Genomic DNA, 25712 nt, shown 5'->3' with positions numbered 1-25712 from the left:
TCAGGGGGTGGCAGGGGGGTGACAGGGGGGTGTGCGCCGCGACTTCAAGCGGATCTTTAGGGCCGCTGCCGAGGATGGGGTCCGGCCGGGGCCCGGATGCGCGGGGCCGTCGGCCGTTCGATCACCGGCGCGAGGGGGAACGATGCCGAACCCGTCCACATTCACCGATCTCGTACGCGAGCGCACCGAGGCGCTGGCGGAGGCCGACGCCCACATCGAGCTCCGCCACCGGGGCGCGGGCGTCTCCGCCCGGCACCTGACGTACGGGGAACTGGACCGGCGGGCCCGTCGCATCGCCTCGGTGCTCCAGGAGCGCGGGGCCGCCGGCGCGCCGGTGCTCCTGCTGTACTCCTCGACGGCCGACTTCCTCGCCGCGTACGTCGGCTGCCTGTACGCGGGAGCCCTGGCCGTGCCCGCCCCACTGCCCGGCGGCGGACACCGGGCCGGCCGGACCGACCGGGTGGCCTCCGTCCTGCGGGACACCGGCGCCCGGCTCGTCCTCACGGAGTCGGCGAACGCCCCGGAGGTCTCCCGCTGGCTCGCCGACGCCCTCGTCGACGGCGTCGCCTGCCTGGCGACGGACCTGCCCGGTCTCGGCGATCCGGACGCGTGGCGGCCGGTGCGGACCCGGCCCGACGACCTGGCGTTCCTCCAGTACACCTCGGGTTCGGTGGCGGACCCGCGCGGAGTCATGGTCTCCCACCGCAACCTGATGGCGAATCAGGAACTGCTGGGGCGGGTGCTCCGCACCACGCCGGAGGACCGGTTCGGCGGCTGGCTCCCGCACTTCCACGACATGGGTTTCATCGCACACCTCCTGCACCCGCTCTGGCTGGGCAGCCACTCCGTGCAGATGTCCCCGGTGTCCTTCGTCAAGCGACCGCTGCGCTGGCTGCGGGCCGTCCAGGAGTACGGCGTGACCGTCGGCGGCGGCCCCAACTTCTGCTACGACCTGTGCACCACCCGGATCACCGACGACGAGATCGCCGGACTCGACCTCTCCCGCTGGAGGCTCGCGCTCAACGGCGCCGAACCGGTGCGCCCCGCGACCCTGGAGGCGTTCGCGCGGCGGTTCGCCCCGGCCGGGCTGCGGCCCGAGGCGCTTTACCCCTGCTACGGCCTGGCCGAAGCCACCCTCCTCGTCTCCGCCGGCACCCCCGGCGCCCCGCACGCGACCACCACCGCCGACCCGGCGGCCCTGGAGCACGGCCTGCTCACACCGTCGCCGAGGACCTCCGCCGAGGGCAGGGTGCTCGCCGGCTGCGGCCCCGCCACCGGATACGACCTGCGGATCGTGGACCCGGAGAGCGGGCGGGAGCTGCCGCCGGGGGCCGTCGGCGAGATCTGGCTGCGCGGCGACAGCGTCGCCCAGGGCTACTGGCGCCGTCCCGCCGAGACCGAGGAGACCTTCCGGGCCACCCTGGACGACGGCGAGACCGGCTTCCTGCGGACCGGGGACCTGGGCGCGACCGAGGACGGGCACCTGTACGTGACCGGCCGGCTGAAGGAACTGATCATCCTCAACGGCCGCAACCTCTACCCGCAGGACGTCGAGTACGCCGTGCGCGGCCTCGCCCCCGCCCTGAACTCCGGTGTCGGCGCCGCCTTCTCGGTCGACGCCGGCGGACGCGAACAACTGGTCCTCGTGCAGGAGCTGAAGGACACGGACGGGGACCGCGACGACGAGACGGGCCGGCGCGCCCTGGTCCGCCGGATCCAGGAGACGGTCGGGGCCGAGTTCAACGTGCCGCTCGCCAACGTCCTGCTCGTTCCGGCCGGCACGGTGCGCCGCACCACCAGCGGCAAGATCCAGCGGTCCCTCATGCGCGCGCTGTTCGTGGAGGGCACCCTGCGGGCCCGCCACGAGGTGCTCGACCCCGCCGTCGAGGCCCTCGTCCGTTTCCGGGGCACCGCACTCGGCGACGACCTGCTGAGCCCGGAACCGGCCGGCGGGGGGAGCGGCCGGTGGTGACCGCGCTCGCCGCCCGCGGGACCCACGCCCGGGCGACCGAGCTGGAGTACGCGCTGGGCGACCCCGCGGACCCGGCCAACCCGGTCGGGTACGCCTCGCTGCTCGCCGCCGACCGGGCCGCCGAGCGCTTCACGGCGGGCGAGGAACTCCTCGACGACGAGCGGGTGTTCGCCGAGTTCGTGCCCACCGGACTCGGCGGGCGCCTGGACTCCTTCGAGGAGCTGGTCGCCGTCATGCGCCCCGTGTTCCGCCGGGACGTCGGCCTCGCCATGGGCTACGGCATGATGAGCTGGATGGCCGCGTCCGACGTGTGGACGACGGGCACGGGGGAGCAGCGGCGCCGGCTGGCCGGCATCCTGCTGTCGGGCGGCAAGGCCGCGATCGCCCAGCACGAGACGGCGCACAGCAACCAGTACGTACGCAGCCAGGTGACCGCCGGGACCGTCGGCGACCGGCTGCTCCTGAACGGCGCCAAGCCGCTGATCAACAACCTGGAACGGGCCCGCGCGCTCGTCCTGTTCTGCCGTACGGACGCCGACGCCGGCAGCCGCAGCCACTCGGCGCTGCTGCTCGACCCCCAGGCCCTGCCGGCGGACCGCGCGACGCTGCTGCCCCGCCACGTGTCGGTGGGGCTGCGCGGCTGCCGCTTCGCCGGGCTCGACTTCCGGGACTGTCCGGTGCCCGCCTCGGCCCTGCTCGGCCCGCTCGGCAGCGGGGTGACGACGGCCCTGAGGTCCTTCCAGATCAGCCGTACCGTCATCGCCGCGCTCGCGGTCGGAGCGGTGGACACCGTGCTGCGCACGGCCGTCGGGTTCGAACGGTCCGAGCGGTCGCACCCCCGGCACGTGTCGGACCCCGACACCGACCGCGCCTCGGCCGCGACCACCGGTGCCTTCGTCGACCTGCTGCTGTACGACAGCCTCGCCACGGTCGCCACCCGGGCCCTGCACCTGCTGCCCGAGCAGACCAGCGTGTACTCCGCCGCCCTCAAGTACCTGCTGCCGAAGGTGCTCACGGAGACGATGTACACCCTGTCGACGGTCCTCGGCTCCGGCATCTACCACCGCGAGGGCACCCTCGGCATCTTCCAGAAGCACATCCGCGACGTCCCCGTGCTCAGCCTCGGGCACGCCGGGTCCGCCGCCTGCCAGGCGACGATCCTGCCGCAGCTGCCCCGGCTCGCCCGGTCCTCGTGGTTCCTGGAGGAGGCACCGCCCGCCGCCCTGTTCCGCACCGGCGAGCCGCTGCCGCCGGCCGCCGCGGAGCGGCTGGACATCGCCTCGGGTCGCGACGCCCTGAGCGCCTGCCTTCCCCTCATCGCCTCGGACATCACGGGCGACGGACCCGGGGAACGGGCACTGGCGGCGATCGCCGCCGTGCTCGTGGACGAGTTCCGCGACCTGCGGGACCGGGTGCGGGCCCTGGAGCGCGCACAGCCCCACGACCTCTTCCCCGTGGCCGGATTCGCCCTGGTCGACCGCTACGCCCTGCTGCTCGCCGCCTCCGCGGTCCTCGGGGTGTGGCGCCACGCCGGGGACGGCGGCGACCCGTTCCTGGCCGACGCCTCCTGGGCGGCGGCCGCCCTGCACGTGGTGGCCCGCAGGCTCGGGGCCCGCCCGCCCGACCTGCCGCCCGAGTGCGCGCGGCGCGTCCGCCAGGAGATGCTGCTGCGCTTCGGCGCCCAGCTCGGCTTCGACCTCTACAACACCCCCGTGTGCGGCTGACCGCCGGCGGCGCACCGCGAAGGAGTTCCCCATGACCGCTCCCACGAGCAGCCACCCGTCCGACCCCGACGTCCCCCTCGACGTCTGGCTCCTGGACCGTGTCGCGGCGTATCTGCACCGACCGGCCGACACCATCGAGCCGGACGTGCCGCTCGCCGAGTACGGCATGGACTCCGTCATGGCCATGAGCCTGTGCGGAGACCTGGAGGACGAGCGGGGCCTCGAGGTCGAGCCCACCCTGCTGTGGGACCACCCCACGATGGACGCCCTGCGGTCCCATCTCGTACCGTCCGCCGGGAGGAGTCGCTGATGGGCGACATCGCGGTCGTCGGCATCGACTGCGTGTTCCCGGGCGCCCGTGGCGTGGACGCGTACTGGGACCTGCTGATGCGCACGCGCGACGCCGTCGGGGAGCTGCCCGACGGGCGCTGGGACCGCGCCGCGTTCCCCGGTGTCTCCCGGGGCGGGTTCGTCGAGGACATCGACGCCTTCGACCACGGCTTCTTCTCCGTGTCGCCCCGCGAGGCGGCGGCCATGGACCCGCACCAGCGGGTGCTGCTGCCCTGCGCCTGGCGGGCGATCGAGGACTCCGGGACGTCGCCCACCGCGCTGGCCGGCACGGACACCGGGGTGTTCGTCGGCGTGATGGGCGGCGAGTGGGGCCGGCTGACGCTGTCCGACCACGACGCGGTGACCCCCCAGCTCGGCGCGGGCAGCAGCGCCGGAATGATCGCCAACCGGGTCTCGTACCACCTCGACCTGCACGGACCGAGCCTCGCCGTCGACACGGCCTGCTCCTCCTCGCTCGTCGCGGTCCACCTCGCGGTCAACGCGCTGCTCGCGGGCGAGTGCGCGACGGCCCTCGCCGCGGGGGTGAACCTGGTGCTCTCCCCGACCCTCGGCCTGGTGTACCGGCAGCTCGGCCTCGCGGCCCCGGACGGCCGGTGCAAACCGTTCAGCCGGGAGGCCGACGGCATCGGACGGGCGGACGGCGTGGGCGTCGTCGTCCTGCGGCGCCTGGAGGACGCGCTCGCCGACGGCAGCAGGATCTACGCGGTGATCCGGGGCAGCGCCGTCAACCAGGACGGGCGCAGCAACGGCGTCACCGCCCCCAGCCGCTGGTCGCAGCAGAAGGTGCTGGAAGCCGCGTACCGCCGCGCCGGGGTGTCCCCGGACGAGGTGCGCTTCCTCGAGGCGCACGGCACGGGCACGGCGCTCGGCGACGCGATCGAGTGCGCGGCCCTGGGCTCCGTGCACGGGGTGCCCCGCGACGAGCCGTGCGCCATCGGATCGGTGAAGGGGAACCTCGGCCACACCGAGGGCGCGGCGGGCATCGCGGGGCTGATCAAGACCGCCCTCGCGCTGCACCACCGGATCGTGCCCGCGAGCCGCTTCGCCGACCGCGAGAACCCCCGGCTGCGTCTCGCGGAGCGCGGACTGCGGCTCCTCAAGTCCCCCCTCAGGCTGCCCCGCCACGGGACCGTGGCCGGGGTGAGCAGCTTCGGCATGGGCGGCACGAACGCGCACGTCGTGCTCGCCGGCGCACCGCGGCCCACCGCCCCACCCGCAGCGGCGGCCCGGGCACACGACCGACGGGCGCCCGCGGCGGGCGTGTTCACCCTCACCGCTGACTCGCCCGACGCACTGCGCCGCAACATCGCCGCGCAGGCGGAGGCGGCGGGCCGAGGGCCGCGCACCGGGGCGGCGGCCCTGTGCCGGAGCAGCAACCGCGTCAAGACCGGGCTGCCGTACCGCTTCGCCGTCACCGCCCGCGACACCCGGCAGCTCGCCGCGGCGCTGCGCGCGGCGGCCGAGGCCGAGCCGACGGCCCGTACGCCCCGCCGGCCGCGTTCGGAACCGGTCGTCGCCCTCCTCTTCACCGGCCAGGGCAGCCAGTTCGCCGGCATGACCGCGGGCCTCCACCGGGAGTCGCCCGCCTACCGGCGCCACCTCGACGAGGCCGACGCGGCACTCGCCCCGTACACCGGGACGTCCGTACGCGAACTCCTGCTGTCGGGCGACGAGCGGGTGCACGAGACGCGCCACGCACAGCCGGCGCTCTTCGCCGTGGGCTACGCGCTCGCCCGGACCCTGACCGACCTGGGCGTGCGGCCGGCGGCCGTACTCGGGCACAGCGTCGGCGAGTTCGCCGCCGCCGTGGTGGCGGGCGCCCTCGGACTCGCGGACGCGGCACGTCTGGTCGCGCGCCGGGGCACGCTGATGGGCGAGCTGCCTCCCGGCGGGGCGATGCTGTCCGTGCACGCCGGGCAGGACCGGATCACCGAGCTCCTCGCCGAACTCGACGGGGCGGCACCGGGAGTCTCGCTCGCCGCGGTGAACGGTCCCCGGGACGTGGTGCTCGCCGGTGACGCCGGGGAACTGCGGCGCCTCGACGGGACCCTGCGCGGACAGGGGCTGCGCACCCGGCTCCTCGACGTGTCCCACGCCTTCCACACCGCCGCGCTCCGCCCCGCCCTGGAGCGGTTCGGGACCGAGGCGGGCACCGTGCGCCCGGCACGGCCGCGGATCCCGTTCGCCTCCACCCGGTACGGCCGCATGCTGGGGAACGATCCCCTCGACGCCGCGTACTGGGTCGCGCAGGCCGCCGAGCCCGTACGGTTCGGGGCGGCGCTGGCCGCGCTCGTGGGCGACACGGCGCCGACGCATCTGATCGAACTCGGGCCCCGCCCCCAGTTGCTGCCGCTGGCCGGGCGGTCGGGACTCGCGGCCGGTGTCGACTTCCTGCACCCGGCACCCGGCGCCGACGCGGCGGGTGCCGAACTCGCCGAGACCGTCGCGGCGCTGTACCGGGCCGGCCTCGACCCGGACTGGGACGCCCTGTACGCGCCGGGGGACCGCAGGACCGAGCGCCTGGCCCCGTACGTCTTCGACGGGAGCAGCAGGTTCCCCCGCGGCCACCGGGACCCGGCGGCGGCCGTGCCGCCGGAGGAGGACCTCGTCCCCGCCCGTGGGACCGAGGCGGGCCCCGTCCCCGTCGCCGAGGCGGCCACGGCGACGGCGCGCCGTCCGGCGGGCTCCGTGCTCGCGGCCGTCGTCGACGCGGTGACCGAGGTCGGGGGCTATCCGCCGGGCGAGATCGTGCCGGAGGCCCGCTTCTACGAGGACCTCGGCTTCGACTCCGTCATGATCATGCAGCTCAAGGACCGGATCGAGGCGGGGCTCCCCTCCCTGGGGGAGCTCTCCGTCCCGCGCATGCTGCCGGCGCTGCGCTCGGTCGCGTCGCTGGCCGACCACCTGAACGACCTGCTCGTCGCCGAGGCGGCGTGAGAGCGGGATGAGGGAGACCACCATGGAACGCACCACCATGGAACGCACCACCATGGAACGCACCACCATGGAACGCACCGCGTTCATCGCCGCCACCGGAACGGCCCTGCCGGGCGAGCCGATCGGCAACACCGAACTCGGAGCCGCGCTGGGGGTGAGCGACGAGTGGATCGACGTGTTCGTCGGCACCAGGACCCGGTACTTCGGACGGGACCTCGTCACCGGGGAGATCCGCGACACGCTCGCCGACCTGTGCGCCGAGGCCGCAGCGGAGGCGCTGGAGCGCAGCGGCCTGGAGACCGGGGACATCGAGTTCCTCGTCCTGGCGACCGCGACCCCGGACCGGCTGCTGCCCACGACGGCGGCGCAGGTCGCCGACCGGCTCGGCCTCGACCACCTGCCGGTCTACCAGCTGCAGGCGGGCTGCTCCGGCGCCCTCCAGGCGGTGGAGCTCGGCCAGAAGCTGCTCGCCGCGGGCGCGGGCGCCGGACTCGTCGTCGGCGGTGACGTCACCCACCGGCACCTCGACCTGCGCGGCCGGGTGGCCCGGCTGCCCACCCAGGAGCTCGTCAACTACGTCCTCTTCGGCGACGGGGCCGGCGCCGCCGTCCTGACGGCGGAACCGGCCGGCGACGCGGTGGCCGTGCGCGGGCTCGTCCACCGCATGGCCGGACTGGGGCGCGAGCCGGGCCAGTTGATCGACTGGTACGGGATCACCGACCGCGACACCCCCCGGCCGCTGCTCGCCGAGGACTACAAGGCGATCGAGGAACACGTGCCCGGCATGGCGGTGGAACTGCTGTGGGACGTCCTCGGCGAGGCCGGATGGCAGCCCGAGGACGTCGACCACCTGCTGCCCCCGCAGCTGTCGCGGCGGATGACCGAGCGGATCGCCGAGCGGCTCTCCCTGCCGGACGCCCACGAGGTCAGCTGTGTCACCGACACGGGCAACACGGGGAACGCGCTGCCGTTCCTGCAGATCGACCTGCTCCTGCAGAAGATGGCGCGGGGCGAGCGGGCCGTGGTCCTGGCGGTGGAGTCCAGCAAGTGGATCAAGACCGGGCTCGGTCTGGAGAAGGTCTGAGGCACATGGAGACGAACGCTCTCGACCAGCTGCGCGAACTGCGGGCACAGGGCGGCCTGGAGGCCGCCTACGACTCCGTGGCCGCCCTGCTCGGACGGGCCGAGATCGAGGACGACGCCGTCGCGCTGCGGCGGGTCGGACGGCTGCTCGCGGGAGTGGACCCGCGGCGGGTGCTCGCCCGTCATCCGGCGACGCCCGTCGTCACCGTGGCGATCACCGGACAGTCCACGGTGGCCCCCGTCGTCGATCCGCTCACGGCGGAGCTGGCCAGGCACGGCATCCTGCTGCGGCCGGTCCTCGGCGACCACGGTGCGTACGTCCACGACCTGACGGACCCGGCGGGCCGCTTCGCCGGAGCCGGCCACGACCTGGCCCTGTGCCTCCTCGACGCCGAGACCGTCCTCGCCCGGGTTCCCGAGGTGTGGCGGCCCGAGGACGTGGAGCGGGCGGCGGACGAGGCGCTGCGCCTCCTCGCCGACGTCGCCGCCGCCCACGCGGCGCTGTCCGGGGGCACCCTCGTGCTCAACACGGTCCCCCTGCCGCGCTCCTGGAGCCACCAGCTGGTCGATCACCGCTCCAGGGCCGAACTCGGGTCCGTGTGGCGCGACTTCAACAGCAGGCTGCTGCGCATGTCCGCGACGGCACCCGGGCTCGTGGTGATCGACCTCGACCCGCTCGTCGCCGAGGGCGGCCCCGTGCACGACCTCCGGCTGGCCCACTACGCGGGGGCCCGCCTCGGGACCCCCTTGCTGGCCGCCTACGCGCGGGAGGCGGCGCATCTGGCGCGCTCGCTGCGCGGGGCGACCCGCAAGTGCCTGGTGCTCGACCTGGACCACACGCTCTGGGACGGCGTGCTCGCCGAGGACGGACCCGACGGGGTCGCGGCCGCGGGCACCGACCGCGGCGAGGCCTTCGGGGCCTTCCAGCGCGTCGTGAAACAGCTGGCCTCGCAGGGCGTCCTGCTCGCGGTGAGCAGCAAGAACGACCGGGACGAGGCGGTCGCCACCCTCCGCGACCATCCGGACATGCGGCTGAGGGACGGCGACTTCGTACGGATCGACGCCGACTGGGAGCCCAAGGACGGGCATCTCCTCGACATCGCCGGGCACCTGGGCCTCGGGACCGACGCGCTCGTGTTCGTGGACGATTCCGCGGCGGAATGCGCGCGCGTACGGCGGGCGGTGCCGGAGGCGGCCGTCGTACGGCTCGACGACGAACCGGCGGCGCACGTCTCCCGGCTGCTGCGCGACGGCTGGTTCGACCGCGTGAGCCTGACCGAGGACGACCGGGACCGGAACCGTCGCTATCGCGCCGAGGAGGGACGCCGTGAACTGAGGCTGAGGACCGGAGCGGCGGAGGACTTCCTGCGGGACCTCGGGATCGAGGTGGAGGTCGGCCCGCCGCATAGACACGAACAGGCCAGATTCGCCCAACTCACCCAGCGCACCAACCGGTTCAATCTGGCCGGACGGAGGATGACGGAGGCCGAGGTCTCCGCGGCGGCCTCCGGACACGATGGCAAACTGCTGCTCGCGGTCCGCTCGGCCGACCGGTTCGGGGACAGTGGCCTGGTGGGCGCGCTGCTCGCCCGCCGCACCGGGGACGCGCTGGACGTCGAGAACGTGTGGCTCAGCTGTCGGGTGCTGGCGCGGGGGATCGAACAGGCGCTCCTGGGGCACGCCCTGGAGCTGGCCCGCGCGTCCGGCTGCACGGAGGTGAGGGCCCGGTACGTGCCCACGCCCAAGAACGGGCGGGCGGCGGACTTCTACCCCTCGATGGGATTCGCAGAAGTGTTCCGCCGGCCAGGAGAGACGGTCTTCGCGCACGACTTGATCATGATTCCGGCCATGCCCGCACACCTCCGCACACGATCGAATCCGGCCGGGGGAGGAGCGGCGTGAATCCACGGAACCTCGACGACTTCCTGCTTCTGCTCCATGATGAGTTCTCCATTGACCTGCGGGAACGAGGAGCAGGTACGTACCTGGCCGACGTGCCGGAGTGGGACTCCGTGCTGCTGCTGCAACTCGTCACCGTGCTGGAGGAGGAGACGGGACGCCGGCTCCCGGTGCGCCCCCTCTTCGAAGCCCGGACGTTCGAACAGATCTATGCCTTAGTGAAGGAGCAAGGATGACCGTCCCCGGAGGCGCGGCCGTGGGGCCGCCGCTCACCGTCCCGGTGGAGGTCGCCGACTGTTCCGACGCGGCCTGGGAGCAGGTGCGGCAGGACCTGCGGCAGAGCGGCTCGGCGCTGCTGTGGGCCCGGCTCTCGGGCCTCGGGGCGCGGGTCCCGGAGGGCGAGGAGCTGCGCGAGCTCCTCGGCCGCGACTGGTCCCGCTATCTCGAACTGGCGCACGCCGAGGTCCGCCGGCGTTACGCGGCCTCGCGGATCCTCCTCAAGTGCGCGGCGGGCGCCGTGCTGCGCAGCGCGCCCGAGCAGCTGGAGCTGGCGTACGGTCCGACCGGCCGGCCCTATCTGCGGGGCTGCGACCAGGTCGACATCAGCCTCAGCCACACGGGCGACCTGCTCCTGGTCGGCCTCACCACGCGCGGACTCATCGGCGTCGACGCCGAGCGGGTGGACCGGCAGATGTACGGCGGCGGTCTCGGGCGCCATGTGTGCACCCCGTACGAGCTGATCACGCTGGCCCAGCTGGACGAGCCGGAGCGCAATCCCAGCCTGGTGCGCCTGTGGACCCTCAAGGAGGCGTACAGCAAGGCGATCGGGCAGGGGATGAACTTCCGCTTCACCGAGTTCGGCTTCGGGCCCGACGGCCGTCCCGTCCAGGTGCAGCGCCCGGACGGCACGACCGGGACCGGGGACGAGTGGGGGTTCAGGACCTTCGTGATCGACGAGGAGTACTGCGTGAGCGCCGCGGTCTACGACGCGGGATTCGGCTCCTCGGCGGACACGGACATCACGACGATGCTGGACCGGGACTGCGCGGAGGCCGTCGTCGAGGCCCTGGGGCCCGCGTAGCCGGGCGGGGCGGGCGCACCCTCAGAGCAGGTCCCCGATGCTGTTGAGCATCCCGGACATGGCGACGTTGAAGCCCGCCTGGAAACGGCTGGTCGCCTCCAGCTCCTCGGTGATCTCGGCGATGTGGCGCCGGCAGGTGCGGACGGACATGCCGAGCCGCCGAGCGACCATCTCGTCCTTGTACCCCTTGGACATGAGCCGCAGGATGGAGTGCTTCACCCCGTCGTCGGTGGTCGGCGTCCTGGACATGTCCGGCACGAAGGGCGTGGCGCCGTCCCAGAGGTACTCGAAGACCGAGCAGAGGAACGACACCAGCGTGGGCTCGCGCACGACGGCGGCGCCGGGCGTCTGCTCCTGGCAGTCCACGCGCTCCGGGAGGAAGGCGATCTCCCGGTCGTAGATGAAGATGCGGTCGATCACCTCGTCGGCGGTGCGGACCTCGGCGCCCGCCTCGGTCACATCGCGCACGTACGCCCGGGTGGGCAGGTCGCTGCGGGCCGTGTGCTGGTAGAGGGTGCGCAGCCGGACGCCCCGGTCGAGCATCTCCTGCGCCGCCTCCCGCGCCGCGGGCAGCACCTCGGCGGGGCGGGGGCCGCCCGGCTGGATGATGAGCAGTTCGCTGCGGCACTGCTGCCGGCGCTCGTCGATCATCGACTGGACGAGTCCCGGGTCGCTGATGAGGTCGAAGGCCTCCACGCGGTTCCGCTCGCGGCGGCCCTCGAAGTAGAGGGGGGTCAGGGACAGCAGTTTGGTGCGCACGTCCGTCACGGCGTGCTGGAGGTCCCGTATCTGACGCTCGGCGGCGCCGACCAGGTCGGCGGCGGCCACGTCCGGTCCGACCGGCACGAGGACCGAGGGGTCGCCCGGCATGGGCTGGAGGAGCTTCAGATGACGGAGTATCTGCTCGGTGCGGCGGATCTCCGCCGGGCCGAGAGCGAGGTGCTCCGCGATGGCCTCGTGGTCGAACATCCCGATGCGGACGGCCTGTCCGTAGGCGCTGGCGCTGATGTCGTCCAACTCGGCGAAGCCCGAAGCGGAATCCTCTCTTCTGCCCATCTGTACCGCTCCCCCGGTCCGGCGAATTTGTTGTCATGCAACTTTACGCCACCGTCTCGAGCTTGGTCATCGAGGTGATCGCAGGGCAAGGTGATCTCCGACGGACGGGGCGGCGATCCAGGGTTCATTAGTGGACCATTCAATCAATGCCTCTTTGAATACTCTTGACCATTTGGGGGAGAAGACATGGGGATTTCCGTGCAGAGGATCGGGCAGCGCGTCATGGGTGCGGCGGTCGTGGCGGTCATGGCCGGCCTCTTCGCGGCGGGCGGCGCGCAGGCGGCGACCTCCTCGGAGTCCGTGCTCGCCGACGTGACGGCGGGCGTGCAGATCGACCTGTCCGGCATCGGCGTCTCGTGCACGGCGGCCCGCCCGGAGGACGACCGCTGGACCTGATGTCCCGCCCCCGCAAGGGCAGATGAGACGAGAGGCTCTCCGCAGTGACCGCGCGGGGAGCCTCTCGTCATGCCGGGACCAGCACGTCCGCGGTGTGCGCGATCGCGGTCACCAGGACACCCCCTTCGGCGGCCCACCGGCCGGCGAACGCGCGCGGAGCGTCCCCCAGCGGGCCGGCGTCCGCGAGGAGGCGCACCCGGAAGGACCCCTCCACCGGATCCAGGGTCACCAGTGCCTCCTCGAAGCCGAGTTCACGACCCGTCAGGGGATACCAGGTCTTGAAGACCGACTCCTTGGCGCTGAACAGGAGCCTGTCCCAGGACGTCCCGGGACGCGTCCGAAGGAGCCCGGCCACCTGACGGTGCTCCTCCTCCAGCGCGATGACCTGCAGGATCCCCTCGGGCAACGGCTCGTCGGGCTCCGCGTCGATGCCCACGGACGCGACGTCGGAACGCCGGGTGAGGGCCGCCGCCCGGTATCCGGCGCAGTGCGTCATGCTGCCGGCGAGCGACGGAGGCCAGCCGGGAGCACCCCGGTGACCGGGGACGACCGGAGCCGGCGGCAGCCCGAGACGGGCCATCGCCACCCGCGCGCACCAGCGGACCGCGGCGAACTCGGCCCGGCGCTTGGGGACCGCGTCACGGACGCAGTCCTCCTCCTCGGGATAGAGCGCGAAACCCGCCGGGTCGCTTCTGACTTCGACGGCGGCGACCTGGGGCGGCAGCAGAGAGGCGAGCATGGAGTCCCCGATTCCTCGACGTGACGGACGTTCTCCACGCTCGCGGCACCCCGCCCGCCCGGCGAGCGGCGACAGGGCCCGCGACCACCACCACCCGCCGTCGGGGGCCGGATCCGCCACCCCGCTGCCATGCCCCGCGCACGGACCGACCGCTCCTGCCGCGCACCGGGCAGCCGGCCGGCCGGACCTTGCCATGGGGTTGTCATATGCGGCCCCGGCAGCCCATTCCCACCGGGTGAAAAGCGGGGAGGCCGGGCGGCGGGCAATTGCTGCCGTGCAGCTTGCGGCCACCGTCCGGAGCCAATGTCCGGCCGTGGCCGAATCGCATAATTCCGAGGTGACGCATTAACGGCCGGAGAGGCCGGTCAATGCGATCCGACCGGTAGTTGTGTGATAGCGGGGGCGCTTCATGAATCTTGTGGAACGAGCAGCGGAACACGAAGCACTGGAATCCGCGCTCGCCGACTGCGCGGCAGGGCGCGGGACCACGGTCCTCGTCGAGGGACCCGTCGGATGCGGCAAGAGCGAACTGCTCGCCCTCACGGCCGAACGCGTCGCCTCGCACGGCGGCATCGTGCTGCGCGCCACGGGATCGGCCGCCGAATCCGACCTGCCGCTCGGCGTGCTCAGCCAGCTGGCCGCCGGGGCACCTCCCGGCGCGCTCGACCCCCGCCAGGACGGGGCGGGCGGACTCGGCGAGTCGATGGAACTCTTCAGCGCCGCCGTACGCCGACTGGCCGCGACGGGCCCGGTCGCGATCTGCGCGGACGACTGGCAGCACGCCGACCACCTGTCGCGCCAGTACCTGCTGCACCTCGCCCGGGCCGCCGGGACGGCGGGAGTCCTGGTGGTCCTCGCCCGCCGCCTCGACGGCCGGGACATCGACCCCCTGCTCGGCACCGAACTGATACGGCTTCCACGACTCGTACGCCTCGCCCTCTCACCCCTGAGCCGCGACGCGGTGGGCGAACTGCTGCGGGGCGAAGGCATCGAGGCCGAGGAGGAGGCGGCCCGGCTGCACCGCGCCGGAGGCGGAAACCCGCTGCTCCTGCGGGCACTCCTGCAGGACCTCCGCGGAGCGGGGGAGGACCGGGAACCGCGACCGCACGGAGCCTTCGGCCACGCGGTACTGGCCTGCCTGCAGCGCAACGGCCCCGGAACCGTCCGGCTGGCGAACGCGCTCGCCGTACTCGACGAACCGGCCACCCCCGACACCGCCGCACGGCTCCTCGGGGAACCGGTCGCCCACACGGCCCGGGCGGCCGAGGCCCTCGCCGCCGCCGGCCTCCTGGACGGCACCCGCTTCCGGCACCCCGCCGCACGGGCCGCCGTGCTCGACCGCATGACGCCGGCCGAGCGCACCGCCCTGCACCGAAGGGCCGCGGCCGTCACCCGCGACGCCGGCGCGGCCGCCCCCGTCGTGGCCGAACACCTCGTCGCGGCCCGGGACACCACCCCGGACTGGGCCGTACCGCTCCTGCAGAGCGCCGCCGCACAACTGCTCTCCTCGGGACGGGCACGCAGCGCGCTCGCCTGCCTGGAACTGGCGGGGGAAGGCGTCGTCGGCGCCGACGCACACCTCGACAACCGCCTGCGCCTCGCCGAGGCCGCCGCCCGGATCGACCCCGGCGACGCGGAACTCCGGACGACCGAGGCCCTGGAGACCGTCCGCTCCGTCCGGCCCGGGCCGGGCCGGATCGGCGCCCTGGCCCGGCTGCTCATCGGCCAGGGCCGGCTCGACGAGGCCGACGAGGTCCTGGGACTGCTCGACGCCACCGACCGGCAGGCGGCCGGGACCTGGTCCCAGGCCCGCCGGACGCCGCCCGCCGGCGGCGCGGACACCGACCCGACGGACGGCCTCTCGGCCTTCCCCGGGCGGACCGGCACCCGCGGGCACCGGGCCCCGTCGGAGGAGGACGGAGGACCCGGGCTCCGGGAGGCGGCACGGGAACCGGCCGGACCGCCCACGGCCCTCTGGCACCTGCCCGAAGGCGGTCCGGCCGCGGCGGCCGCCGCCGAGGCCTTCCTGCGGGGCGCCGCCTCCGGCCGCGCCACCATCGAACCCACCGTGCAGGCCCTGAGGACCCTGCTCTACCTCGGCGGCGCCGCCAGGGCCCTGCCGTGGTGCCGCGACCTCGTGGCCGAGACCGAACGGCACTCCGCCCCCGGCTGGGCCGTGCTCCTGCGCGCCCTGCACGCCGAAGCCCTGCTGCGCCAGGGCGACCTGGACGGAGCGGAACGGGAGGCGCTCGCCGCACTGGGAGCGGTGCCCCAGTGGCCCGGCAGCGCCCTCACGAGCGGCGTCGCCGGCACCCTGATGCGGGCCCGGCTCGCCCTCGGCCGTACCGACAGCGTCGCGGCGGAGCTGGCCCGCCCGCTGCCGGACACCGCCCTCGACAGCGTGCACGGACTCTCCTACCTGCGCGCCCGCGGCCAGTTCCACCTCGCCACCAGCCGCTACCACGCCGCCCTCGGCGACTTCCTGGAGATCGGCCGGCGCATGCGGCGCTGGGGCCTGGACCGGCCCGTCGTCCTGCCCTGGCGCACGGACGCCGCCGAGGCCCTCCACCGGCTCGGCGAGGACGCCCAGGCCGAACGGTTCGTCACCCAGCAGCTCGCCACCCCAGACGCGGCCGACCCCTGGGTGCAGGGCATCTCCCTGCGGCTGCGCGCGACCGGCCAGGAACCCAGGAGACGGCAGGCGATCCTCGCCCGTGCCACCGAAGCCCTGAGACGCTCCGGCGACCGCTACGAACTGGCCCGCGCCCTCGGCGACTTCGGCGCCTGCCTGCAGGAGGGCGGGGAATCGGCCCGGGCCGCCATGGTCAACCGGACGGCCTGGCACCTCGCCGACGAGTGCGGCGCCCATCCGCTGCGCAACACCATCACCCTCGTCGGCGCCCCGCCGGCCCCGGCGCCCCCCGCGGTCACCGCCTCGCACGCGGAACGGGCCGAGCAGCTCAGCGACTCGGAGCGGCGGGTCGCCGCCCTCGCCGTGCGCGGCGACACCAACAAGGAGATCGCCGGGAAGCTCTTCATCACGGTGAGCACCGTCGAGCAGCACCTGACCCGGGCCTACCGCAAGCTCGGCATCACCCGCCGGCAGGACCTGCCCGTGGAGCTCCAGCTGATCGCCGCCGAGGTCTGACGGCCTGCCGGCCCGGCCCGGCGCCGCGTCCCGGCCCGCCGCCGCAGGGCGCCCGCCGTCGTACGACAAGCCGTGCGACAAGCCGTATGGCAAGGGGATGGCAAGGCGACCGGCCGGGCCACGGCGCACCGGCCGGTCCCTGCCCCTCCCGCCCGCCACGGCCCGCGGACCGCCCCGCGCGGACGCCCCTCGGCTGGGCCGCGCCACCCCGCCCCCGCAGGCTGGGTCATGAGCGCAGCCCAGTGAGGGGAAGCACCATGACGCAGCAACGGCCGGCCCGGCACACCACCGCACCCGTGGCACCCACGACGATCCGCGACCGGGTGCTCGACCGGGTCGAGACGAGGATCGGCGACCTGCTCACGGCCGAGCACCGGCACTGGGCCGTCGCCGACCGGCACGCGGCGGCCCTGATCAGCGACGTCGCGACGATCGTCCGCGGCAGCGGCGACCGCATCCGCCCCGTCCTCCTCCTCACCGGCTACCTCGCCGCCGGAGGGGACCCGGACGCCCCGGCGGCCGTGGACGCGGCGGCGGCCCTGGAACTCCTCGACACCTGCTGGACCATCCGCGGCGACACCCGCGACGGCGCCGTGCTGCGCCGGGGCCTGCCCACCCTCCACGTGAGCCACGCCGCCGAACACGAGCGCAACGGCTGGCAGGGCGAGTCCCGGCGGTTCGGCGTGCACACCGCCGTCCTCGCCGGCGACCTCGCGCTCACCTTCGCCGACCGGCTCGGCGCCACCCTGCCCGCGCCGGCCAGGACCAGGTGGGAGCGACTGCGCACGGAGCGCGTGCTCGGCGCGCACGGCGCCTCCGCCGCGCGGGCCGCCTACCGCGACGACCCGTGGCCGGGATCCTGCGTCGCCGGGAGCTGCGCCGGCGGCTGCGCGGCGGGCTGGTACGCCGTGGCCCAGCCCCTGCTGCTCGGCGCGGAACTCGCCGGACGCCGCGACCTCGCCGAGGCCTACGGAGCCTACGGCGCGAAGGTCCACGCCGCCTGGCGGCTGCACGGCTTCCTCACGGGCGGACCGGACTTCGGCGACGGCGCGGACCTGATGCGGGAGCTGCTCTTCGACGACCGGCAGCGGCGCGAGGCGCGCGAGCTGGCCGCGGAGCTGGCCACCGCCGCTGGAGCCGTCGCCCACCGGGCCCCGCTCCCCGTCGCCTGGCGCACCGAACTCGCCTCCCTCGCCACCCGCGCGTCCGGCACCGCGGCCTGACGACCGGCCGGCACCGCGGACCCTTGCCTACGCCCCCGTCGGCACCGTGCGCGGCTGCCCCGGCCGCAGGCGTTCCAGCCAGGAGCGGAGCCAGTCCCGGCGTACCGCTCCGAGTTCGTCGCGCGGCAGCGAGCCGACCAGTTCCAGGCGGGTCGGCAGGGAGGCCTCGCCGGTGCCGAGGGCCGTCAGGTGCCCGCGCAGCTCGAGGAGCGAGGGCGGTGCCTCCTCGACGGCGGGGACCACGACGGCGCAGGGCCGCTCACCGAGCTCCTGGTCGGTGTGGCCGACCACCGCGACCTCCGCGACACCGGGGTGCGCGAGCAGGTCCCGCTCCACCAGGTCCACCGGCACCATGAAGAGCGCGCCCGTCCGGGTCCCGGCCCGTCCGGTCACCTGGATGCCGCCGAGCCCGTCGGGCCGCGCGAGGTCCCCGGTGTCCAGCCAGCCCCCGGAGGCGCCCCAGGTGGCCACCGGCGCGGGATCGCCGTGCCGCCAGGTCGCCAGGCAGACGTGGGGGCCGCGCACCCGGAGCGCCGACGCCCCCGGGGACGGCTCGCCGCGCCCGGGCAGCGGCGAGACCTCCAGGCCGGCGAGGGGCATGCCGTCGCTCGCCCCTTCGCGTTCGGCGGGGATGTCGCCCCTGGTCAGGGTCCCCATCCCGAGCTCCGGCGCACCCCACACGACGCGTACGGAGGCGCCGAGCGCGTCGGGGAGCCCGGCCAGCAGGTGGTCCGCCGTGCCCGTCCGGCCGCCCGAGAGGACCAGCCGGAGGGAGTCGAGCGCGCGGGGGCGACGGCGCTGGGTCGCGAGCACCTCGGCCCAGTGGGCGGGGGAGGCGTACGCCTGGTCGACCCGTGCCGCGTCCATGAGGTCCAGGCAGCCGCCGGGCGTCCACACGTCCTCGTGGACCCCGGTGCCGCCGACCGCGAGGGGCCAGCACACGGTGTAGAGGAGGGAGGCGAGGGAGGTCAGGGGCAGCGCCGAGTAGAAGACCTCGCCGGCCCGCCGGCCGGGTCCGGTCCGGTCGTCCTGCGTACTGATCGTGGCGTACAGGGTGTTGGCCGTGTGGCAGACCGTACGGAAGGACTCCCCGGTCCCCATGACGGTGACCATCAGGCAGATCCGGTCGGCGGCCCGGTCGTCGGGGGACACGGACCGCCGGCCGTGGGGACCGCGCTCGTGCGGGGTCCGGAGGAAGTACGCCTCGAAGTCGATCGCACCGGCCGGCCGCGGGACCCCCGGTGCGTCCGCCCCGCCGGCGACCACGCGGTGGCGCAGCCAGGGCAGCTCCGCGGCGCTGTCGGCCAGTGCCTCCGCGTGGGCGTAGCCGTCCCAGACCTCGGGCACCACACAGATCCGCGCCTGGGTCGCCTCCAGGACGCGCCGCAGCCCGCGCGCCCGCACGGTCGGCAGCACGGGGACGGCCACGGCACCCAGGCGCAGGCAGGCGAGGAAGAGGGCGGCGGTCTCCCAGCGGTTCGGCAGCTGGTAGGCGACGGGGTCGCCGGCCCGGATCCCGAGCGAGGCCAGTGCCGTGGCGAAGCGGTCGACGTACAGGTCGAGCTGTCCGTAGTCCAGCGTCGTCGTCCGTCGTCCGGCGGGCCGGTGGGTGCGGTGCTGCACGATCGCGGCCCGCCGGGGGAACCGGGCCGCCGCGCGCCGCAGGTCGGTGGCGAAGGTGTCCGTACGCCACCATCCGTGCGAGCGGAACGCGTTCGCGACGTCCTCCGGCGGGACGAGCGCCGCGAGGGCGCTCCGCACGTCGCCGGGTGCGCTCCGCACGTCGTCGGGAGCGCCGCTCAGGCCGCCAGGGGTGCTGTTCGTGTCGGCAGAGGTGCTGTTCATGCCGCCGGGGGCGCTGTTCATGCCCACTTCCCGATGGCCCAGGCGACCTGGACGCGGGAGGAGCAGTCGAGGCGTCGCATGACCTGACGGACGTGGTTGACCACGGTCCACTCGGACAGGCCGAGCCTCGCGGCGATCTGGCGGTTCGTCAGCCCTTCCGACACCAGCATCGCCACCTGGATCTGCCGGGGCGTGAGCGACTGCTTCTCGGCGGCGGGCGTGTCGTCCGACCCCCGCGCGGGGGCCGGAGCCGACAGCGCCTCGCGTACGGCAGCGTCGGCGTCCAGCGTCAGGCCCTCCGCCCGGGCGGTGGAGAACGCGGTACGGCCGAGGCGTGCGCGCAGCCCGTCCAGGGCTTCCCGGAGCGCGGCCCGACGAGGCTCCGGGGCGCGGGTGCCCAGGCGTTCCCGCAGGCCCTCGGCCCCGGCGATCAGCCGGACCACCCGCGGCTGCTGGGCCGGGCTGGTGTCCAGGACGTGCAGGGCGAAGAGCTCCAGGACGTACGGGAGCAGGGTGAGCTCACCGGTCTCCGCGCACAGGGACAGGGCCTCGCGGAGGAACCCGTCGGCGGCACCCCGCCGCTCCGGTCCCGTGCTCAGTTCGGCCGAGCGGGCGAGCGCTTCGACGAGGCCCCGCCCGTCGCCCAGACGCCGCAGCTCCTCGCGCGCCCGGTCGAGCGTCTCCCGTGCCTTGCGGCTGCGGCCCAGGGCGTGCAGGGCCCCGGCCAGCGGGACGGCCGTGCGGGCGGCGGGCCCGGCGGCGCCCAGCGACTCGAGGGTGGCCGCCGACGGCTCGAGGGCGGCCAGGGCGCCGTGCGCGTCACCGTCCGCGAGCAGCGCGGCTCCCAGGCGGGCGGTGACGAGCGCCGTCTGCCGGCGGTCGCCGAGCCGCTTGCACAGGGCGAGGGCGGAACGGTGCCGTCGTACCGCCTCCGACGCGTCGCCGCGGGCGGCGGCGAGCTCGCCGGACAGGTCGATCAGACGGGCCGTCGTCGCCTCGGGAACGCCCCGGCCGTCCTGCGCCAGGCGGTCGCACCGGGCCGTCCCCTCGCGCAGCAGTCCCCGCGCGAGCCAGACCTCCCGGAAAGCGACGGCGGTCGCCGCGGCCGTCCCCTCGTCGCCCCGGTGGCACAGCCGGTCGAGCGCGGCGAGCACATTGGGGGTCTCGGCGGCGAGGACGCCGAGCCAGTGCGCCTGGTCGGTGCCGCCGAGGCGCGGTGCGGCGGCGGAGACCAGGCGGGCGTACCGGTCCGCGTGGTCGTCCGCCGCCGTGTCGAGCCGGCCCTCCGCCTCCAGGCTGTCGCGGCCGTACGACCGGTACGGCTCCGGCACGGTGTACCCGGGCTCGCCGGGGCGTCCGTCCGGGACGAGCGCGAGCACGCCCCGGTCGAGGAGGGCGTCCAGGTGCTCCTCGTCCGGCCGGTCGAACGCGACCGGCCCGAACCCCGGCTCGTACACGGAAAGCCGTCTCAGCAGGGCATGCTGACCCTGCGTCAGCCCGTGGCAGCCCCAGGCGGCCAGTGCCGCGAGGGACCGGTGCCGCTCGGGTGCGGTGGCCGGACCGCCGGAGAGCGCGACCGGACGCCGCCGGATGCGGGAGAGCAGCGAGCGCGGCGGGTACGACCGGCAGCGGGCGGCGGCGAGTTCGAGCGCGAGGGGGAGGCCTTCGAGGAGGACGCACAGATCCGCGACGTCCCCGGCGTTCTCCTCCGTCAGGGCGAACCCGGCCCGCGCCTCGGCGGCGCGCCGCAGGAACAGCTCCATGGACGCCACCCGCGCGAGGGCGTGCGGATCCTCCCGGTCGGCCGGCCGGGGGACCGGGAGCGGCGCCACCGGTACGAGCTGCTCGCCGTACACCCCGAGCGGTTCCAGCGCGGTGGCCAGCACGGTGATCCCGGGCCCGCCGTCGAGGAGCGCCGCCACCGCGTCGGCGGACGGCCGCAGTTCGTGGTCGCAGCCGTCCAGGACGAGCAGCGAGCGCCCGGGGGCACGGGTGAGTTCCGCCACCGCGTCGGCGACGGACCCGGGATCGGCCGGATCGGGTGTCCGTACGGCGTCGAAGACGTCGCCCGGCACGGGCGGGGCGCCGGGCGAGGTCACCGCGTGGGCGGCCGCGGCGGCCAGACGGCTCTTGCCGACCCCCGCCGGACCGATGAGCGTGAGCAGACGGACGCCGGGATCGCGCAGACGTCCTTCCAGGGCCGCCAGTTCCTCGGCCCGGCCGACCAGCGCACCGCCCCGGCCCTGCGGCCGGTGTGCGTCGACGGTCGCCGTGGCCCGCTCCGACAGCAGCATCTCGTTCCCCCTCATCGGACCCACCGTCGCCGGTCCCGTCGCCACCGCCACACTCCCGGCCGCACTTCCAGCGGGCCCGGCGGGCCGTCGAGACGGCGCAGGGCCCGGCGCGCGTACGCCTCGCGACGGCGGTCGCCGAGGACGGTCGCGAGGGCGAGGCAGTCCGTGAGCGGCCCGACCGCTGCGCCCGCCCCCTCGGTCTCGATCGCCACCAGGGCCTGGACCCGGTGGGTCTCGTAGCGGCCCGCCGCACCGCCGGCGGCCGCCGCGTCGAGGGCGCTGCGCACCAGCTCGGCGGCGCGTTCCACCCGGCCGCCGTCCAGGCGGAGTTCGGCGAGACCGGCCAGCGACCGGGCCCGCTCGTCGGCCTCGCCGGCCTCCTCCGCCCGCCGCGCGGCCTCTCCGTACAGTTCCGCGGACCGCTCGACGGCACGCTGCTGCCAGGCGAGGTCGGCGAGCTTGCGCAGCATCCGCGCGTGCGCGGCACCGTCGTGCGCCCGGTGGGCGGCGTCCAGGGCCAAGGTGTGCGTCTCCTCCCAGAGGTCCCAGGCGGCGGTGCGCTCCAGGTCGTCCGTCAGCGCGTCGGCGAGCCGCACGACGAGGGGCCAGAGACCGGCGCCGTGCGCCGTCCGCACGATCCGCGCCGGCGCGTCCAGGTCCTCGGCGGTGAGCGGCGGCGCGGCCGGCGTCCCGAAGGACTCCACGGAGGCCTCGCACATCCGCACCCTCGCCGCACGGATCGACTCCTCGGGGTCCTCCGCCGCGAGGAGTTCCGCGGCGAGGAGCCGGAGCAGCTCGGGAAGCTCGTACGTGTCCGGGGCGGGGGCCGTCAGCAGATGGTGGTCCACCAGGCACTCCACCAGCGGGGCGGCGGCCCCGGGCCCCAGACCCAGGACGGCGGCGGCCGTGCGCGGCCCGAACCGCCCGGGGGGCAGGACGCCGAGCAGTCGGAACGCGGCACGCGCCGTCGCGGGAGCCGTCTCGTACGCGCTCGTCAGGCGCTGCCGTACGTCCAGTTCGCCGACGCGCAGGACGTCCAGGCGGGTCGCCTCGTCCCGGAGCCGCCCGGCGAGCGTCCCGCCCGTCCAGTGGGGGCGGGCCGAGAGCTGGAGCGCGGCGGCCCGCAGCGCCAGGGGGAGCCGGCCGCAGAGCCGCGCGATCTCCGCGGCGGCCGTGGGGCCCGCGGCGGCGAGCAGTTCCTCGGCCTCCGTCTGTTCGAGCGGGCCGAGGCGCACGGAGCGGAGCCCCGACGAACCGTCCGGCAGGAACCGCCCGGTGACCAGGGCGGTGCTGCCCGCGCCGGTGGGCAGCAGGGGCCGCACATGGGCCACGGACGGGGCGTCGTCCAGGACGAGGAGCACGCGGCGCGTCGCTGTCAGGCGGTGCAGCGCCTCCAGCGGGTCGGCCGCCGGGTCGACCGCCGGGTCGACCGGCACCCCCGCCAGGCGCAGCAGCCGGGCGGCCGCCTCGGCGGGGCCGAGAACGGGACCGAGAGCGGGGCCGTGGGCCGGGCCGAGAGCGGGGCCGTGGGCCGGGCCGAGAGCGGGGCCGAGAGCGGGGCCGTGGGCCGGACCGAGAGCAGGGCCGAGAGTGGGGCCGAGAGCGGGGTCGTGGGTCGGACCGGCCGCAGGGGCGAGGGCAGGGTCGAGGGCCGGGCCGCCGTCCGGCCGCAGACCGAGGAAGAGCACCCCGTCGGGGAACGCGTCGGCCGCACGCCGGGCCGCCGCCACCGCGAGGGCCGTCTTGCCGGAGCCCGGCGGGCCGGTCACGGCGGTCCACCCGCCGGAGCGGGACTCCGTCAACGCCTGCTCCACGAGGGCGAGTTCGTGCTCGCGGCCCACCCACCCCTCGTCCGGCGCCGGCAGCCCCCGCAGCACGGCGGTCCGCGGCGAGGCGGAGGCCGTGAGCGGGCGGAGCGTCGCCGTGGCGGGCGGAAGCGGCTCGTCCTGGGTGCTCAGGAGCTCCTGATGGAGCCCGCGCAGCCGGGCGCCCGGTTCGGCGCCGAGCTCGTCGACCAGCCGGCGGCGCACCTGCGCGTAGGCGTGCAGGGCCTCCGCCAGCCTGCCGTCGTGGTGGAGCGCGGTGATCAGCAGGGCGTGGAGCTCCTCGCGCAGCGGATGCTCGACGGTCAAGGACCGCAGTTCGGTGACGAGTTCCCGTGCGCGGCCGAGGTGGAGGTCGGCCCGGACGCGCTGCTCGACGGTCTCCAGACGGGCTTCCTCGAGCCGGGCGGCCGTGGCCTCCAGGAGCGGGCCGCGGGGCGTGCCGCTCAGGAACGGGCCGCGCCAGAGCTCCTCGGCCCGCCTCAACAGGGCGGCGGCGCGGGCGTGGTCGCCGTCCCGGAGCGCGTCGCGGCCCTGCTCGCGCAGGCCCTCGAACACCGCCAGGTCGAGTTCGCCGGGCGCCGTGTGCAGGACGTAGCCGGGCCGCCGGGTCTCCAGGACCTCCCGGCCGTCGCGCGGCCCCGCGGCGGACAGCGCCTTGCGGATCTGGGACACGTACACGTGGAGGGTGGTCAGGGCGGTGCGCGGCGGGCCGTCCGGCCACAGCTCGTCGACGAGGCCGTCGACCGGCACGATCTCCCCGGTCCTGGCCAGCAGGGTGCCCAGGACGGCACGGACCTTGGGGGGACCGGGCGTACGCGCTCCCGCGGAGGCCGGGCCCGGGTCGCCCACGACCTCGAGGGGGCCCAGGATCCGGAATCTCATGGATGGTCCCTCACAGGTCCTGGACCACGACCGTGCGTGCTTCCGCGACGGCCTTGCGGTCCTGGGTGAGCGTGAGCGTGACGGGCAGCGACGGCCGGCCCGCCGGGTCCCGCTCCAGCGGGCCGGGCACGGCGACGCAGCGCAGCGGGGCGCCGGTCGCGGCGGAGCCGCGGAACTGGACCTGCGAGGCGGCGAGGGTGCTGCGCCCCGCCACGAGCCCGTGGGCGCGTCCTGCGGCGAGCAGGGCGGTCTGGCGCAGCGACTCCAGGAGGTGCAGTCCGGGCAGCCGGCCGTCCGCCCCGGCGAAGACCGCGCCGAGCCCCTGGGTGAGGATGCGGGCCGACAGACGGCCTCCCGAGAGCTGTTCGGCCTCGCCCACGAGCACGTTCCCGGGGTCGGAGCGGCCGACCGACGCGGCGTCGGCACGCACCGGGGGCCGGTGCGGCGCCCGGTCCTCCTCCGGCGGCGCGGCCTCGGCGGGGCGGGCGTACCCGAGCTGGCTGCGGTAGAGCGCGGGCGCGAGGAAGACGACGCCGGCAGATCCGGTGCCGCAGCGGCGGCCGTCGATGCTCACCTCGACGTGGAACGTCAGGCCGCGGGGCACCCCGTTGATGACGTGGACGGGGGTCGCCCGCAGCCGGGTGGTGAGCCGGCTGCCGCCGTCCGGGCCGGTGCGCCAGGCGGAGAGGTCGGTGAGGTCGAGGCCGTACGCGTGGAAGAGGCCGGGACGCTCCGGCGGCACGCCGAAGTAGCGGTGCCCGACGAACTCGCCGATCTCCCGCACCGACTCGGTGACGACCTGGACGTCGTGGAACGAACCGGGCCCGTCGTTGAACAGGGGGTGCCCGTCGGGGAGGTGGTCGGCGATCACGAAGTGCTCCTCGCCGACCCCCGGTGCGTCCAGACAGCGGTCCCACGACAGCGGGCAGTGGATCAGATGACGGGTGGTGCCGAACGGTGCGGCCTCGTTCCCGTGGGTGTACGTCGCGGGCCTGTGCCCCGCCGTCATGGCGTCCGTCATGGTGCCCCCTCGATACGGCGTCGAACGCGCTCTCGATCAAGGGTGCGCGGGCGCCGAGCCGCCCGCCAGCACGGCACGGTGGCAGCAAGCTGCACGACCGGTTCTGCCGGGTCCGCGCAGGCCGGGGCGCCGCGCTCTTTAGCGAAACCCAACCGCACCGCCGGACAGTGGGGTGCAGGCCCCGCCCGGGAGATTCCCCCGCCCCCCGGGCGGGCCCGCGCGAGTCGAGGAAAGG

At 75.4% G+C, this 25712-nt stretch carries 17 protein-coding genes; 11 read left to right on the top strand and 6 right to left on the bottom strand.

The features are described from left to right. Positions 1–142 precede the first annotated feature (142 nt). Genes SVTN_RS44130 through SVTN_RS03505 form a run of 8 tightly spaced genes read left to right on the top strand, consistent with a single transcriptional unit; the run spans position 143 to position 11047 of the window. Entirely contained in the window at positions 143–1972 is a 1830-nt protein-coding gene (locus tag SVTN_RS44130) for a fatty acyl-AMP ligase (protein ID WP_041127759.1), read from the top strand. After that, positions 1966–3696 (top strand): acyl-CoA dehydrogenase family protein, encoded by a 1731-nt coding sequence (locus SVTN_RS44125; protein WP_052498927.1) that lies wholly within the window; start codon positions 1966–1968, stop codon positions 3694–3696. The genes SVTN_RS44130 and SVTN_RS44125 overlap by 7 nt, the downstream gene beginning before the upstream one ends. Before the next feature lie 31 nt (positions 3697–3727). Then, a complete protein-coding gene (locus tag SVTN_RS03530; protein ID WP_052498926.1) occupies positions 3728–4006 on the top strand; it encodes an acyl carrier protein in 279 nt (92 codons plus the stop codon). Beyond that, the gene (locus SVTN_RS03525) at positions 4006–6984 is read left to right on the top strand and encodes a type I polyketide synthase (protein ID WP_041127758.1); all 2979 of its coding nucleotides are present in this window, start codon (positions 4006–4008) and stop codon (positions 6982–6984) included. The genes SVTN_RS03530 and SVTN_RS03525 overlap by 1 nt, the downstream gene beginning before the upstream one ends. Before the next feature lie 22 nt (positions 6985–7006). Further along, the gene (locus SVTN_RS03520; protein WP_245727431.1) at positions 7007–8068 is read left to right on the top strand and encodes a 3-oxoacyl-ACP synthase III family protein; all 1062 of its coding nucleotides are present in this window, start codon (positions 7007–7009) and stop codon (positions 8066–8068) included. 5 nt (positions 8069–8073) lie between these two features. Next, positions 8074–9969, top strand: coding sequence for an HAD-IIIC family phosphatase (locus SVTN_RS03515; RefSeq protein WP_041127757.1), 1896 nt, complete (start codon positions 8074–8076; stop codon positions 9967–9969). Beyond that, a complete protein-coding gene (locus SVTN_RS03510; protein ID WP_041127756.1) occupies positions 9966–10202 on the top strand; it encodes a phosphopantetheine-binding protein in 237 nt (78 codons plus the stop codon). The genes SVTN_RS03515 and SVTN_RS03510 overlap by 4 nt, the downstream gene beginning before the upstream one ends. Further along, on the top strand, positions 10199–11047 hold the full coding sequence (locus SVTN_RS03505) for a 4'-phosphopantetheinyl transferase family protein (RefSeq protein WP_041127755.1): 849 nt from the start codon (positions 10199–10201) through the stop codon (positions 11045–11047). Before SVTN_RS03510 ends, SVTN_RS03505 begins: the two co-directional genes overlap by 4 nt. A gap of 21 nt (positions 11048–11068) precedes the next feature. Here the strand turns inward: SVTN_RS03505 and SVTN_RS03500 are convergent, their stop codons facing one another. Further along, positions 11069–12103, bottom strand: a complete 1035-nt coding sequence (locus SVTN_RS03500) for a LuxR C-terminal-related transcriptional regulator (protein ID WP_041127754.1) — start codon at positions 12101–12103, stop codon at positions 11069–11071. A 186-nt stretch (positions 12104–12289) separates the two neighbouring features. On the opposite strand from SVTN_RS03500, the gene SVTN_RS03495 reads away from it, so the two are divergent. Further along, positions 12290–12499, top strand: coding sequence for a hypothetical protein (locus tag SVTN_RS03495; protein ID WP_041127753.1), 210 nt, complete (start codon positions 12290–12292; stop codon positions 12497–12499). Positions 12500–12566: 67 nt separating this feature from the next. On the opposite strand, the gene SVTN_RS03490 is transcribed toward SVTN_RS03495, so the two are convergent. Next, the gene (locus SVTN_RS03490) at positions 12567–13238 is read right to left on the bottom strand and encodes a 4'-phosphopantetheinyl transferase family protein (RefSeq protein ID WP_041127752.1); all 672 of its coding nucleotides are present in this window, start codon (positions 13236–13238) and stop codon (positions 12567–12569) included. 409 nt (positions 13239–13647) lie between these two features. On the opposite strand from SVTN_RS03490, the gene SVTN_RS03485 reads away from it, so the two are divergent. Both SVTN_RS03485 and SVTN_RS03480 read left to right on the top strand, forming a co-directional pair. Further along, positions 13648–16386: a helix-turn-helix transcriptional regulator gene (locus SVTN_RS03485; RefSeq protein WP_078908173.1), complete on the top strand. Its 2739-nt coding sequence runs from the start codon at positions 13648–13650 to the stop codon at positions 16384–16386. A gap of 257 nt (positions 16387–16643) precedes the next feature. Continuing rightward, entirely contained in the window at positions 16644–17609 is a 966-nt protein-coding gene (locus SVTN_RS03480; RefSeq protein ID WP_245727430.1) for a polyprenyl synthetase family protein, read from the top strand. A gap of 27 nt (positions 17610–17636) precedes the next feature. Here the strand turns inward: SVTN_RS03480 and SVTN_RS03475 are convergent, their stop codons facing one another. Genes SVTN_RS03475 through SVTN_RS03460 form a run of 4 tightly spaced genes read right to left on the bottom strand, consistent with a single transcriptional unit; the run spans position 17637 to position 25477 of the window. Next, complete coding sequence (locus tag SVTN_RS03475; protein WP_245727429.1) at positions 17637–19475, bottom strand: AMP-binding protein; 1839 nt, start codon at positions 19473–19475, stop codon at positions 17637–17639. Continuing rightward, positions 19472–21763 (bottom strand): ATP-binding protein, encoded by a 2292-nt coding sequence (locus SVTN_RS03470; protein WP_245727428.1) that lies wholly within the window; start codon positions 21761–21763, stop codon positions 19472–19474. The genes SVTN_RS03475 and SVTN_RS03470 overlap by 4 nt, the downstream gene beginning before the upstream one ends. Then, the gene (locus SVTN_RS03465) at positions 21760–24456 is read right to left on the bottom strand and encodes a BTAD domain-containing putative transcriptional regulator (RefSeq protein ID WP_041127751.1); all 2697 of its coding nucleotides are present in this window, start codon (positions 24454–24456) and stop codon (positions 21760–21762) included. Before SVTN_RS03465 ends, SVTN_RS03470 begins: the two co-directional genes overlap by 4 nt. A gap of 10 nt (positions 24457–24466) precedes the next feature. After that, on the bottom strand, positions 24467–25477 hold the full coding sequence (locus tag SVTN_RS03460) for an AfsA-related hotdog domain-containing protein (RefSeq protein WP_099055156.1): 1011 nt from the start codon (positions 25475–25477) through the stop codon (positions 24467–24469). Positions 25478–25712: the final 235 nt, after the last annotated feature.

The organism is Streptomyces vietnamensis (assembly GCF_000830005.1).
GTDB lineage: Bacteria > Actinomycetota > Actinomycetes > Streptomycetales > Streptomycetaceae > Streptomyces > Streptomyces vietnamensis.
This window is presented reverse-complemented; position numbering and strand designations above follow the sequence as displayed.